This is a genomic window from Oerskovia douganii, assembly GCF_015142735.1.
GTDB classification, from domain to species: Bacteria; Actinomycetota; Actinomycetes; order Actinomycetales; family Cellulomonadaceae; genus Oerskovia; species Oerskovia douganii.
On record NZ_JACSPN010000009.1, the window covers coordinates 36,016 to 48,952 of the forward strand.

At 76.6% G+C, this 12,937-nt stretch carries 12 protein-coding genes and 1 pseudogene; 5 read left to right on the forward strand and 8 right to left on the reverse strand.

Features of this window, described 5'->3' with window-relative positions; all coding sequences use genetic code 11:
* Window positions 1-89: 89 nt before the first annotated feature.
* Both H9623_RS08760 and H9623_RS08765 read right to left on the reverse strand, forming a co-directional pair.
* Entirely contained in the window at window positions 90-1,862 is a 1,773-nt protein-coding gene (locus tag H9623_RS08760) for a SulP family inorganic anion transporter (protein ID WP_193719678.1), read from the reverse strand.
* Between the two features lie 72 nt (window positions 1,863-1,934).
* Window positions 1,935-2,267: a hypothetical protein gene (locus tag H9623_RS08765; RefSeq protein ID WP_193719679.1), complete on the reverse strand. Its 333-nt coding sequence runs from the start codon at window positions 2,265-2,267 to the stop codon at window positions 1,935-1,937.
* 198 nt (window positions 2,268-2,465) lie between these two features.
* Here H9623_RS08765 and H9623_RS08770 point away from each other — a divergent pair, with 198 nt between their 5' ends.
* A complete protein-coding gene (locus tag H9623_RS08770; protein WP_193719680.1) occupies window positions 2,466-3,617 on the forward strand; it encodes a CAP domain-containing protein in 1,152 nt (383 codons plus the stop codon).
* A gap of 36 nt (window positions 3,618-3,653) precedes the next feature.
* On the opposite strand, the gene mgtE is transcribed toward H9623_RS08770, so the two are convergent.
* The 3 genes from mgtE to hrpB all read right to left on the reverse strand — a co-directional run bounded on the left by mgtE (window position 3,654) and on the right by hrpB (window position 8,336).
* Window positions 3,654-4,982: a magnesium transporter gene (gene mgtE, locus H9623_RS08775; RefSeq protein WP_193719681.1), complete on the reverse strand. Its 1,329-nt coding sequence runs from the start codon at window positions 4,980-4,982 to the stop codon at window positions 3,654-3,656.
* Between the two features lie 129 nt (window positions 4,983-5,111).
* Entirely contained in the window at window positions 5,112-5,672 is a 561-nt protein-coding gene (locus H9623_RS08780; RefSeq protein WP_193719682.1) for a dihydrofolate reductase family protein, read from the reverse strand.
* A gap of 120 nt (window positions 5,673-5,792) precedes the next feature.
* A complete protein-coding gene (hrpB, locus tag H9623_RS08785) occupies window positions 5,793-8,336 on the reverse strand; it encodes an ATP-dependent helicase HrpB (protein ID WP_321575357.1) in 2,544 nt (847 codons plus the stop codon).
* 113 nt (window positions 8,337-8,449) lie between these two features.
* Between hrpB and H9623_RS19425 the strand changes: the two genes are divergently transcribed.
* The 3 genes and pseudogenes from H9623_RS19425 to H9623_RS20175 all read left to right on the forward strand — a co-directional run.
* Entirely contained in the window at window positions 8,450-8,809 is a 360-nt protein-coding gene (locus tag H9623_RS19425; protein WP_227748408.1) for a hypothetical protein, read from the forward strand.
* A gap of 109 nt (window positions 8,810-8,918) precedes the next feature.
* Window positions 8,919-9,842, forward strand: coding sequence for a membrane protein insertase YidC (gene yidC, locus H9623_RS08790; RefSeq protein WP_193719684.1), 924 nt, complete (start codon window positions 8,919-8,921; stop codon window positions 9,840-9,842).
* A gap of 105 nt (window positions 9,843-9,947) precedes the next feature.
* A pseudogene (locus tag H9623_RS20175) lies at window positions 9,948-10,289 on the forward strand (DUF4118 domain-containing protein); the annotation flags it as partial.
* A gap of 36 nt (window positions 10,290-10,325) precedes the next feature.
* On the opposite strand, the gene H9623_RS19435 reads toward H9623_RS20175, so the two are convergent.
* The 3 genes from H9623_RS19435 to H9623_RS08805 all read right to left on the reverse strand — a co-directional run bounded on the left by H9623_RS19435 (window position 10,326) and on the right by H9623_RS08805 (window position 11,761).
* Window positions 10,326-10,574, reverse strand: a complete 249-nt coding sequence (locus H9623_RS19435) for a hypothetical protein (protein ID WP_227748436.1) — start codon at window positions 10,572-10,574, stop codon at window positions 10,326-10,328.
* A gap of 183 nt (window positions 10,575-10,757) precedes the next feature.
* Window positions 10,758-11,246, reverse strand: a complete 489-nt coding sequence (locus H9623_RS08800) for a hypothetical protein (protein WP_193719757.1) — start codon at window positions 11,244-11,246, stop codon at window positions 10,758-10,760.
* Window positions 11,243-11,761: a hypothetical protein gene (locus H9623_RS08805; protein WP_193719758.1), complete on the reverse strand. Its 519-nt coding sequence runs from the start codon at window positions 11,759-11,761 to the stop codon at window positions 11,243-11,245. Before H9623_RS08805 ends, H9623_RS08800 begins: the two co-directional genes overlap by 4 nt.
* A 124-nt stretch (window positions 11,762-11,885) precedes the next feature.
* On the opposite strand from H9623_RS08805, the gene dapA reads away from it, so the two are divergent.
* Window positions 11,886-12,860 carry a 4-hydroxy-tetrahydrodipicolinate synthase gene (gene dapA / locus H9623_RS08810; protein ID WP_193719685.1) on the forward strand — a complete coding sequence of 325 codons (975 nt, stop codon included), beginning with the start codon at window positions 11,886-11,888 and terminating at the stop codon, window positions 12,858-12,860.
* Window positions 12,861-12,937: the final 77 nt, after the last annotated feature.

Here is a 12,937-nt window from a genome sequence, read left to right on the forward strand (position 1 = left end):
GGGCCGGTCACCCCGACCGTAGTGCCGGGCCCGGCGGACCGCGCGCGAGGGCGGCGGTGGCCGCGCGGGGTGGGCGGCGTCGTCGGGCCTCAGGCGGGCGGCGCGTCCGCCCGGGCCGGGCCGACGCGCCCGGGAGCGGTCGGCAGGAGGTCGCGCAGGGCGGTGTCGACGTCGGGGTACGTGGGGGGCAGGTCGTCGGGCCCGACGGCGCCGCGCAGCACGTCGCGCACCTGGCCCACGTCCCGGGCCAGCACGAGCCGCGCGCCCGTGCGGTCCAGGTCGCGGCGCAGCGTGGCGAGCATCTCGGCGGCCTCGACGTCGACGAACGGCACGGTCTCCGCGTCGAGGACCACGACCCGGGGCGACGCGTCGGCGGCCAGGCGCCGGACGGCCGCGCGCACGGTGTCGGCGTTGGCGAAGAACAGGCCCGACTCGACGCGCACCACGAGCGCCCCCTCGACGCCCTGGCCCCCGTCCTTGCCCGTGGCCACGCGGCGCGCGCGGTCGACCCACACGCCGTGCGGGTTGCGCACGAGCACGGCCACGTGCGGGCGCGAGGCCCGCCCCAGGAGCAGGAACAGCGAGAGCACGATCCCGAGCACCAGGCCGGGCAGGGTGTCGAACACCAGGACGCCGACCATGGCCGCGAGCGCCGCCCAGAAGTCGTGCCGGGCCGCGCCCCCGTACAGGGCCGTGCTGCGTGGGGTCGCGAGGCGGTAGAGGCGGCGCAGCGCCGCGACGTCGACGAGCTCGACCACGGCCCCGATGACGACGGCCGCGAGGGTGGCCTCGGGCAGGGACTCGAACACGGGCGTGAGGAACAGCAGGGTCAGGAGGGTCAGGGCGGCCGCGACGAGGCCCGAGACCTGGCTCTGGGCCCCCGCTCCGCCGTTGACCGCGGTCTTGGACAGGCTGCCGTTGACGACCATCCCGGACGCGAGGCCCGAGCCGAGGTTCGCGGCGCCCATGCCGACGAGCTCGCGGTCGGCGTCGATGTCGTAGCCCTCGCGCGACGCGTACGCCTTGGCGGCGCCCAGCGCCTCGGCGAAGCCCACGAGCATGACGCCCGCGGCGGGCCCGATCAGGTCGGTGTACGTGGTCCAGTCGACGCCGGTCGGCAGGCCGAGCGTGGGGAGACCGGCCTGGATGGGGCCGACGACGTCGACGCCGTCGTCGTCGAGCCCGAGCAGCAGGACCAGGGCGATCCCGGCCCCGACCACGACGAGCGAGCCGGGCACCCTGGGCAGCCAGCGCTTGATCGCGAGCACCGCGGCGAGCGATCCGAGCCCCAGGACGACGGTCAGGGGGTGCGCGGTGCCGAGCTCGGTGAGGATCGCCCAGAGCTCCTCGAAGAAGTTCCCCTCGCCCTTGTCGACGCCCAGCAGCGCGGGCACCTGCCCGATGACGATCGTCAGGGCCAGGCCCACGATGAAGCCCTTGAGCACGGGTTCGGAAACGAACGAGGCCAGGAACCCCAGGCGGGCGATCCCCGCGACGAGGCACAGCACGCCGGTCACGAGCGCGACGGCCGTGGTCAGCGCGACGAACGCCGCGTCGTCGCCGGGCGCGAAGGCCGCGACGACGCTCGCGGACAGGGCCGCGGTCGCGGACATGGGCCCCACGACCAGGTGGCGCGAGCTGCCGAACGCCGCGTAGAGGACCAGCGAGGGGACCGCGGCGTACAGGCCCACGACGGGGGAGACGCCCGCGATCGTCGCGTAGGCGAGCGACTCGGGCACGAGCACGGCCCACACGGTCAGGCCCGCGAGGACGTCCCGGCGCAGCCATGCCCCGCGGTACCCCTGCAGGGACGCGAACAGGGGCCACGGCCGCCGGGTGGTCGTCCTGGTGCTGGTCGGCATGCGCCCTGCCTCTCGCCCGCGGGCGCGGTGCGCGCCTCCGGGCGAACGTATCCGCGCGGGCCGCGCTCGGCATCAGGAGCGCGTCAGGGGGCGGCGTGCTGCCCGACGGCGCCGCTCACGTCCCCGGGGGGCGTCATGTCGTGCGGGTGGCGCGGTCGTGGGCTCCACGATCCTGTCGAGCCGCGCCACGAGCTGGTCGACCCGGGCCGGGCCGAGGGCCTCGGTGAGGGTCTCGCCGAACCACCGGAGCCAGATCGCGTCGACCTGGGCCGCGGTGATGGTGCCGTCCTTGAACAGCCGCACGGCGATGGGGGCGGCCTCGTACTCGTACTCGTCCTCGGGCGCCCCCTCGGGGAGGCCGGGCTCCAGGCCGTACGGGTCCACCTCGTTGAGCAGCAGGAGCACCTGCCTGACGGTGCTCCTCCACCTCCTCGTCGTCTCGCGCACGGCGCCAGGGTCTCACACACCCGTCCGGGGCGGGTGCACCCGCGAGCCGGAGCCGGAGCCGGGGGCACCGGGCGGCCAGGGCGCCCGCGCGCGCGAACGGCCGGGGCACGTCACAGTGGATCCGACCCGTCCACGCCCGATCACCCGGGAGGTCCCGTGCGTGCACGCAGGCTGACCTTGCTCCTCGTCGCGCTCACGACCGCCGCACTGACCGTCACGGTGGGGCTGGGCGCGAGCGCACCGGCGCGCGCCGCGGGGGCCGGGGACGTGACGGGGCTCGTCAACGGAGCCCGCTCGGCCGCGGGGCTGGGTCCCCTCACGCCGGACTCCCGGCTCGCGGGCGTCGCCCAGGCCTGGGCCGAGCAGATGGCCGCGGACGGCTCCCTGAGCCACAACCCGTCGACGGGCGCCCGGATCCCGGGCGGCTGGTCTGCCTGGGCCGAGAACGTGGCCTGGTCCACCGATCCCTCCCCCGCCGGGCTGCACGCGAACCTCATGGGGTCTGCGGGGCACCGGGCGAACATCCTGTCGCCGACGTTCACGTCGGTGGGCGTCGGGTACGCGACCGACGGCGCCGGGGGCGCGTACGTCGCCGAGGTCTTCGCGGCGTACCCGGGCGCCGCCGCACCGGCCCCGCAGCCGCCGCCCGCGCAGGCCGCCCCCGACACGTCCTCGGCAGGCGCGGGAGGACAGGGGGGCGCCGACGGCACGGGGAGCACGGGTCGCGCGAGCGAAAGGGACATCACGGATAGCGGTGCGGCGGTCGCACCCCGTGCCCCCACGGGCCTCGTCCTCGGTGCGTCGGGCGCCGACGTCCGCACGCTCCAGGAACGCCTGCAGGTGCACGGCCAGGTCCTCGAGGCCGACGGCGCCTACGGGCCCGCGACCGCGGCCGCCGTCATCGCGTTCCAGAGGACCCGGGGCCTCGACCCGGACGGGATCGTGGGTCCCGCGACCCTGGCCGCGCTGGCCCTCGACCCGGCACCGCCGGTCACGCCCGCCCCGGCGTCCCCCGAGGCGCAGGCACCGCCCGCCGGGCCGACCGACGCCGACCGTGCCGCCGCGGCGCGCGAGGTGAGCGCGGCGGACCGCGCCCAGGACGCGCGGGGCGCGGCGCCGTCGGGCAGCGCCTCCGGCCCCACGCCGAGCCCGGGCCCGAGCTCCCCCGCCGACGAGGCGCTCCCCGCCGTGCCCGCCTACGGCTGGGTGATCGCGGCCCTCGCGGTCCTGGCCGCGATGTCGCTCAGCGTCGTGGGCGCCCGTCGCCGGTCGGCGCAGGTCCGCAGGGCGCGGCCACCGCAGGACTGAGGGCCGTCCGCGCGGTCGCGCCGCCCCGAGCGCTGCTCAGATGCCCAGGACCACCTTCGCGACCGAGAAGTAGATGACCAGGCCCAGCGTGTCGACGAAGGTCGAGATGAAGGGGGCCGCGACGATCGCCGGGTCGATGCCGACGCGGCGCGCCAGGATCGGGATGCTCGACCCGACCGTCGTGGCGAGCAGGCACACGCCCACGACCGTGATCGCGAGGACCTGCGCGATCTGCACCCCCGCGACCCACGCCGCAGGACCGAAGCCGACCGCCGCGAGCACCGTCCCGAGCAGCAGGCCCGTGAGCATCTCGCGACCCACCACGCGCAGCAGGTCACCCCGACGGATGTCCCCCACCGCCAGGGCGCGGACCACCGTGGTGGCGGCCTGCGAGCCCGCGTTCCCGCCCGTGCCGATGAGCAGCGGGATGAACAGCGCGAGGGCGACGACCGCGTCGAGCTCGGCCTCGAAGTAGCTCTGCACGCCCACGGTGAGGCTCGCCGCGACGATCAGCAGCAGGAGCCAGACCACGCGAGCCCGCACGAGCCCCAGGACGGACACCGTCAGGTACGGGCGGCGCAGCGGCTCCGAGCCGCCCACCCGGGCCGAGTCCTCGTCGTCCTCGGCCTCGAGGATGCGCATCGCGTCGTCGACCGTGAGGACCCCCAGCAGGCGGTGCTCGTGGTCGACCACGGGCACCGCGACGTACCCGCCGTCGCGCACCACGTTGGCCGCGTGCTCCTGGTCGTCGGTCGCCTCGACGGTCACGGCCGGGGACATGACGTCCTCGACCAGCGCGCCCGGGTCGCTCACGAGCAGGCGCCGCAGCGACACCACACCCTCGACGACCCGCCCCGGACCCAGCACGGGCACGGTGTAGATCGTCTCGACGTCGTCGCCCGCCCGGCGCAGCGCGTCGAGCGCCCCCGAGACCGTCGTGCCGCGCCGCACCGAGGCCACGCGGGGAGACATGCGTCGCCCCGCGCTGTCCTCCGGATACCCCAGCAGGGCGGTCGTCAGGGCCCGCTCGTCGGGCCCCAGGCCGCCCAGGAGCCGGGCCGCGACGCCCGCGGGCAGCTCGTCGAGCAGCGACGCCCGGTCGTCGGGGTCGAGGGCCGCGAAGATCTCCGCGGTCGCCTCGGACCGCAGCGCCTCGACGAGCTCGGCCTGGATCGCCGGGTCGAGGTCCTCGAAGACCTCGACCGCACGCCCCTTGGGCAGCAGCCGGAACGCGACCGCACGCCGCTGGTCGCCCAGGCGCCCGAGCTCGTCGACCACCTCCTGGGTGTCCATGCCCGCGATGCGGTGCTGCAGGTCCTCCAGGTCGCGAGGGAGCTCGGTCCGGACGTCGGGGTGTGCACGCATGGCCCCACCTTCTCAAAGGCTGCGGGACCACGGCCCGGCGAGGGCGCCCGACGTGACCAGGCGCACGCCGCCCGGCGCCGGCCCGGGGCGCCGCGCCGCAGGGCCTCAGGGCCTCAGGGCCTCAGGGCCTCAGCGAGGCAGCCAGTACCGGGAGTACACGACGCCGCCCGTGAAGCGCCGCTCGTCGAGCAGCTCGAGGTCGAGCCGGACGCCCGCTGGGAAGAACGACGTCCCGCCGCCCACGAGCACCGGGTGCACGAGGATCCGCAGCTCGTCGACGATCCCGGCCGCGAGCGCCTGCGCGGCGAGGGTCGGCCCGCCGATGCCGACCTCACGCTCGGCACGGTCGACCAAAGAGCGTGCGGCCTGCGGGTCGAACGACCGCTCGACCCGGGTGCGCGGGGCGCCGGGGTCGTCGAGCGTGGTCGAGTACACGACCTTGTCCGTCGCACGCCAGATGCGCGCGTAGTCACGGACGGCCGGCGAGTCGTCCTCGAGCAGGGCGGGGTCATTCCACACCCGCATGACCTCGTAGACGCGGCGGCCCAGGAGGAAGGTGCCGACGTCGCGCTCGAGGTCGTCGACGAACGCGTGCACCTCCTCGTCGGGGGCGCTCCACCCGAACGAGCCCGAGGCGTCGGCGACGTAGCCGTCGAGGGACATGATGCCGGTGCAGGTCAGGTGTGCCACGGTGCGCTCCTCCCCCGCCCGGGCGATACGGGCCCCGGCGCGGCTCCCGACCAGGGTAGGCCGCGCACGGGGCAGGACGCACGGTGCACGGGGCGTGCGCGGGGGTGCGTGCTCAGGAGGTCAGGCCGTCGGGTCCTCCGGCCAGTCGTGCTTGGGGTAGCGGCGGCGCAGCTCGGCGCGCACCTGCGCGTACCCCGTGCGCCAGAACGACTCGAGGTCCGCGGTGATCGCCGCGGGTCGGCGGGCCGGGGACAGCAGGTGCAGCAGCACCGGCACGCGCCCGTCGGCGACGCGGGGCGTGGTGCGCCACCCGAACGCGTCCTGGACCTTGACCGCGAGCACGGGCTGGTCCCCCGTGTAGTCGAGGCGCGCACCGCGCCCTCCGGGCAGGTCGACGCGCACGGGCGCGAGCTCGTCGAGCCGGCCGGCCGCGGGCCAGGGCAGCAGCCGCCGCAGGGCGCCGGTCAGGTCGAGGCGCTGGAGGTCGGCCGCGGTGCGGACCCGGGCGAGGTCGGGTCCGAGCCAGGTGTCGAGGCCGGCGAGGAGCGCGTCGTCGCCGACGTCGGGCCACGGCTCGCCCAGGGCACGGTGCAGGAACGCGAGCCGGTGCCGCAGCTCGCGGGCGGGCTCGCGCCAGGGCAGGACGTCGAGCCCGTCGCGCTCGAGCCCGTCGCGCAGCGCCGCGACGACCCGGTCGGCGGGCGGGTCGGTGATCCGCTGCGAGGCGATCTCGATCGCGCCGAGGCGCGTCGTGCGCCGTGCCTGGACGCGTCCGCCCGTCCACGTGACGGTCTCGTCCTCGCGCAGGGCCGCGGACGCGGCCTCGTACGCGAGGTCCTCGTCGATCGGGGCGGCCGACCGGACGGTCGCGTCGCGGCGGCCGGCGCCGCGGTCGGCGTCCGCGACGGCGAGCCAGTCGTAGCCCGCGAGGGGAGACCCGGGCGGCAGGGCGGCCCCCGTGCCCGAGGCCATGAGGTACGTGGAGCCGTTCGCCCGCCGACGGGCGACCCGGTCGGGGTGCGCGAGCGCGACCACGAGCCCGACCGCCAGGTCCAGGCTCAGGTCCTCGCGGCGCCCCCGTCCGGCCGTCGGGACGAGCCCCTGGAGACGCTCGACCTGCGCCCGCCACGCCCCGCTCGCCGGGCCGCCGCGGCGGGCGTCCCGCAGCGCGGCGACCAGGTCCGCCCCGGGCGCACGCACGTCGTCGGACAGGAGGGCGACCACCTCGGCGGCGAGCCGCGGCCCGACGACGTCGCTCGCGTCCAGGAGGGCGCGCGCGAGCCGCGGGTCGGCCGGGACGCGAGCGATCTCACGCCCCCGGGGGGTCACCGTGCCGTCGGGGTGGACGGCCCCGAGCGCCTCGAGCGTCGCGCGGGCCACCGCCATCGCGGCCGCGGGCGGCGGGTCGAGCAGCGCGAGGCCCGCACCGTCGGGGCTCCCCCAGCAGGCGAGCTCGAGCGCGAACGCGACGAGGTCCGCGGTGAGGATCTCGGGGGTCGGGTGCGCGACGAGCTGGGCGTGCTCGCCGGGCGACCAGCACCGGTACACCGCGCCGGGCCCCTCGCGCCCGGCACGACCGGCGCGCTGCTCGGCGGCCGCGCGGCTCACGCGGACCGTCACGAGCCCCGCGAGGCCTCGACGGTGGTCGGTGCGTGGCTCGCGCGACAGCCCCGCGTCGACGACGACCCGCACCCCGGGCACGGTGAGCGACGACTCGGCGACGGCCGTCGAGACCACGACCCGGCGACGCGGGCCCGGCGTCAGGGCCAGGTCCTGCTCGCGCGCGGGCAGCCGCCCGTGCAGGGGGCGCACGTCCGCGTCGACCCCGCCCAGCCGCCGTGCGACGCCGTCGACCTCGCCCGCGCCGGGCACGAACACCAGGACGTCGCCGGGCTGCTCGGCCAGCGCCCGTCGCGTGGTCGCCGCGACGTGGTCGAGGAACGCGCGCGGCACGCCCCGCTCGTCGAGTCGCGGACCGGGCGACGGCGCCCACACCTCGCGCACCGGGAAGAGGCTGCCGTCGGCCACCACGACCGGGGCGGGGGCCCCGTCGCCCAGCAGGCTCGCGGTGCGCTCGGCCTCGATCGTCGCGGACATCGCGACGACGGCCAGGTCGGGGCGCAGGGTCGCCCGGACGTCGACGAGCAGGGCCAGGGTCAGGTCGGCGTCGAGGTGCCGCTCGTGGACCTCGTCGAGCACCACGACCGCCACCCCCGCGAGCTCGGGGTCGCGCTGCAGACGACGCAGCAGGACGCCCGTCGTGACGACCTCGATGCGGGTCTCGGGCCCGGTGCGGGACTCGCCACGCACCGAGAACCCGACCGTGCGCCCGACGGGTTCGCCCAGCAGGTGCGCGAGCCGGCGCGCCGCGGCCCGCGCCGCGATCCGTCGGGGCTGGGTCACGACCACACGACCGGCACGGGCCGGCCCGGGCGACGCGGGGCCGGCCGGCGCTGGACCCGTGCCCGCCGGGGTGCCCGTCGCAGGGGAAGCGGTCATGGCCGCGAGCGCCGGCGGGACCAGGGTCGTCTTGCCCGTGCCGGGCGGGGCCTGGAGGACCGCGACGCCCCGGGCGCGCACCGCGTCGACGAGGTCGTCCAGGTGGTGGCGGACCGGGAGGTCGGGCGGGGAGGCGAGCAGGCGGGCGATCGGGTCCAGGTCCACGGGGCCATTGTCCCTGCCGCCCGACCGACGGGCGGTACGCTGACCGGACACGGTGGACCGGTACCGTGGGCAAGGACCTGAGGACCATGGACGGACGACAGGAGGTGGCGAGGATGACGACGGCACATGCCCTGCGCGAGCGCTACGACCGCCTGACGTCCGCCTCCTCCGCGCGAGCCGTCGCCCTGGTGCCGCTCGTGCTGGTGCTGGCGCTCGCCGTCGGGCAGTCGTTCGGCTCGACGTCCCTGGGCGGCGTCCTGTCCCTGCTCGGAGCCGCGACCCTCGCGGCCACCGCGGGGGTGCTCGGCGTCGCGCTCGCGTGCGTCGCGGTCGCCGTCCTGCTGCTGCTCGCGGTGCCCGTGGGCCCCGAGCCGCTGCCGCTGCCCGCCCCCGCGCGGCAGCACAGCCCCACGACGCCCGGGCGCCCTCAGCCGCGAGCACCGGGAGCGGCCTCGCTCCCGCGCGCCGCCTGAACCACCAGCACGTCCCGAGCCGTCGACGGCGGGGGCCTGCCGGACTTCCCTGCGGAACTGGCGCGGGAGCCTCGCGCTCCCCTTCCCCTCCACCCGCAGGAGTCCTGCCGTGCCCGTCGTCGATGCCCTCACCCGTACCCTGTCCACGCTCGTCCACCCGCTCGAGCTGCTGGTGGCCTGGACCCTCGTCCATCTCCACTCGGCGCTGACCGCGCTCGGTCTCGATCCCGCCGGGGGCGCCGCGTGGGGCCTCGCGATCGTGGGCCTGGTCGTGGTCGTCAAGGTCCTGCTCGTCCCGCTCGTCGTCGTGCAGGTCCGGGGCATGCGCGCGATGCGTGCGGCCTCGCCCGAGATCCGCCGGATCCAGGAGAGGTACCGCGGGAAGACGGACCCTGCGAGCCGGGACGCGGCCCGCCGCGAGCAGCAGGAGCTCATGTCGCGCACCGGGGCCAACCCGCTCGCGGGCTGCCTGCCGGTGCTCGTGCAGGCGCCGGTCCTCTTCGCGCTGTACTCGGTGCTCTCGGGGATCGGGCGCCAGGTGCCCGTCGGGGCCCTGACCGGTGACCTGGTGCGCGAGGCCGACGCCGCGGCGCTCCTCGGCGCGCCGCTGTCCGGGTCGCTGACCGCGGCGCTGGGCGGTGCGGGAGGACTGGCCGGAGTCCTGGTGCCCGCGGTCCTGATCGTCGTCATGTACGCCGCGCAGGTCCTGACCCAGCGGCTGAGCGCGCGCAGCAACCCGCCTGCCGACCCCACGAACCCGATGGCCCGGCAGCAGGGCGTGCTCATGCTGGTGCTCCCCGCGGTCTCCGCGGTCGTGTCCGTGGGCTTCCCCGTGGGTGTCGTCCTGTACTGGGCCACGTCCTCGCTGTGGGGGCTGGGCCAGCAGCTCGTGGTCGGGCGGCTCCTGACCGGCACGGGCGCAGGTGAGGACGTCGGTGGGCCCGCGACGTCGGCCCCCGCGACCGCCGGACCGCGCGGCGGTCAGCGCCCGCAGCCGCGGCGCGGCGGCACGAGGCGAGGACGCCGGGGGTGAGCGCCTCCGGAGGTGAGGGGACCAAGGCCTGCGCCCGGGCCGGCACGCGTCAGGATCCCGTCAAGGCGCCTTGACTTCGACGCGCCGCGGCAGGTTGATGGAGAGATGGGAACGAGGTCTCGCCGGTCCGTCCTGGTGGTGACGGGGGCGTTGGTCGCACCTTTCGTCGTGTGCGCGGTGCTCGCACCGTTCCGCGCGGACGTGGCGAACACCAACGCCGCCCTGGTCCTGGTCCTCGTGGTCGTGGGCGCGGCAGCCACCGGGCGCAGGGCCGCGGGGATCGGGGCGGCCCTGTCGAGCGGCGTGTGGTTCGACTACTTCCTCACCGAGCCGCACCACCGGCTCACGATCACCGACCGGACCGACGTCGAGACCACGGTCCTGCTGCTGCTCGTGGGCGTGGCCGTCACCGAGATCGCCCTGTGGGGCCGGCGTCAGCAGGCGCGGTCGAGCCGTCGCGTGGGCTTCCTCGCGGGGATCGTGTCATCGGCCCGCCTGGTCGCCGCGGCCGACACCCCGCCGTCGGTCCTGATCAACCACGTCCAGCGACAGGTCGTCGAGGCGCTGGACGTCGACGAGTGCCGTTTCGACACCGCGACCGGTGGGGCCCACCCGCGTCTGCATGCGGACGGGAGCGTGACGAGCGGTGGGCGCGTCGTCGACGTCGACCGGGAGGGTCTGCCCACGGGCGACCGGATCGAGCTGCTGATCGAGCATGCCGGGGCCGTCCACGGCCGCTTCCTCCTCGACGCGTCGACCCGGGTGCGTCGCCCCGACCTCGACCAGCGCGTCGTCGCCGTCACCCTCGCACAGCTCGTCGGTGCGGCGCTCGCCGCACCCCGCAGCGGCGAGCGCCGCTCCAAACCACCGGAGGTCCGTCCGGACGCACCTGGGCGGGTCCTGGCGACGCGGGCCTCAGCGCGCGACGTCCTCGAGCGCGACGGGCGCCAGGCACGGGATCGCGAGCAGGTCGTGGCGGCGCAGGTCGACCGGGAGGCGCACGAGGCCCGGCAGCGCGTCCGCGCGGTCCGGTCGGAGCCGGTAGCGCGTGGTGCGCGCAGACCCCGCGCGCCCCAGCAGCCGCACCGCGGTCAGCAGCGCAGAGCATCCTTCGAGCTCGGCGTCCACCCATGCCTCGCTGGGTCGGTGCAGCGGTGGGACCACGGCCTCGACCTGGACCACGAGGACGACCCGACGACCAGGGGCCCCGGGGACGCCCTGCGCCTCCGGGACTCCGTCGGACCAGAGGGCCGGGGTCCCGACCGTGCGTCCGAGGTCGGCCAGCGAGGTCCCCGCGACCAAGACGTCCTCCGGGGTCAGCAGGGTCCCGGCGGGCCAGAGGAGGGTCTCGGCGGACCGCAGCGCCGCGACGCGGCTCGAGAGGATCGTGTGCAGGAGAGTCACACCAGGCTCCCCTCGGGGGCGGCGTCGGTCGCGGTCCGCGCGACACGGACGTCTCGCAACGCGAGCAGACCACGGCACGGGACCGCCAGCAGGTCGCCCGCGCGGACGTCGGACGGGAGCGTGAGCGTCTCGTGCCCGCCGCCCCGGAGCCTCGCGAGCGCGTGGCGGGCCGTCGAGGCTCGCCCGACGAGCCGCACCTCGGACCACGACGCGGAACCGGCCGGCACGTCGGCGTCGAGGGTCAGCCAGGGCAGGCCGGTGCCGACGTCGTGGACCGCGGTCACGGAGGTCACCACGACCGTCCCCGCGGGGTCGCCGGGACGCCCGGGCGCCGGTGCGGCGACGTCTGCGACGTGCACGCACGGGGTGCGGCACAGCGCTGCCAGGTGGGCCAGCGAGACGCCCGCCACCAGGACGTCCGTCACGGTCGCCCGGGTGCCCACGGGCCAACGGTCGGTGGCGATCGGGTCGGGGATGCTCGCACGGAGCGTGGGAAGGATCGATGTCAAGGTCATGGTCCCGGTCTACGGCCGGCGCCCGCGCGGCGTCGCGCGTCTTGACGGAACCCGGACGGGCACCGCCGCGATCTTGACGGTTCTCGGACAGACCTGGGCGTTCGGGTCGCCCTAGCGTGGACGCATGCCTGTTCAGCAGAACCCCTTCGGTCAGCTCCTCGTCGCTCTCGTCACCCCTTTCACGCCCGACGGCGAGGTGGCGTGGACCGATGTCGAGCGCCTCGTCGACGCCGTCGTCACCGGAGGGGCCGACGGCGTCGTGGTCGCGGGCACGACGGGAGAGTCCAGCACCCTGACCGACCGGGAGAAGATCCGGCTCGTGCAGACCGCCCGCGAGGTGGCGGCCGGGCGCGCGACCGTGGTCGCCGGAGGGGGGTCGAGCGACACCGCCCACACGATCTCGCACCACCTGGCGTGCGAGGCGGCCGGCGCGGACGGCCTCCTGGTCGCGTCTCCCGCGTACGTGCGCCCGGGCCAGGAGGGCGTCCTGGCCCACGTCCGCGCCGTCGCCGACGCGACCGACCTGCCCGTCATGCTCTACGACGTGCCGGCCCGCACCGGTACCGGGTTCGAGCTCGCGACCCTCCTGTCGGCCGCGAGGCATCCGAACGTCTGCGCCGTGAAGGACGCCGACGGCGACCTCGCGAGGGCGGCGCACCTCATCGGCAGCGGCGACCTGCTCTACTTCGCCGGGTCCGACGCGGCGGCGCTCCCCACCCTCGCGATCGACGGTGCGGGCATCGTCGGCGTGAGCGCCAACGTCGCGCCGGGCTCGTACCGGAAGCTGCTCGACGCCGTCGCGGCCGGGGAGCTCCGCGCGGCGACGGGCGTCCATCAGCGCATCGAGCCGCTCGCCCGGGCCCTCAACACGTTCATGCCGCCCGCGGTCGCCACCAAGCTCGTGCTCCACGCGCTCGGGCGCATCGGGAGCCCACGAGTCCGGCTGCCCCTGGTCGGGCCGGACCCCCGGGCCGCGAGGGCCGTCAGCCGCGAGCTCGACCGCGTCCGTTCGCTCCCCGACGCCCGGACCACCGGGGTCCGCCTCGACCTCGACGCCGCCGCGGGAGGTGCGGTCGCCGCCCGGCTCGTCGACGCGTAGGTCCGCGTCGCCCCACCCCCGCACTGCCCGCACTGCCCCGCACAGCCCGCACGTGCGGGGCAAGGCCCGGAGGGGCC

What these genes read in the sequence shown, in the direction of transcription:
- H9623_RS19425 (WP_227748408.1), top strand. Translation starts at nt 8,450, where the DNA reads ATGACGACGGCACATGCCCTGCGCGAGCGCTACGACCGCCTGACGTCC.
- dapA (WP_193719685.1), top strand. Translation starts at nt 11,886, where the DNA reads ATGCCTGTTCAGCAGAACCCCTTCGGTCAGCTCCTCGTCGCTCTCGTC.
- H9623_RS08805 (WP_193719758.1), bottom strand. Translation starts at nt 11,761, where the DNA reads ATGACCTTGACATCGATCCTTCCCACGCTCCGTGCGAGCATCCCCGAC.
- mgtE (WP_193719681.1), bottom strand. Translation starts at nt 4,982, where the DNA reads ATGCGTGCACACCCCGACGTCCGGACCGAGCTCCCTCGCGACCTGGAG.
- H9623_RS08760 (WP_193719678.1), bottom strand. Translation starts at nt 1,862, where the DNA reads ATGCCGACCAGCACCAGGACGACCACCCGGCGGCCGTGGCCCCTGTTC.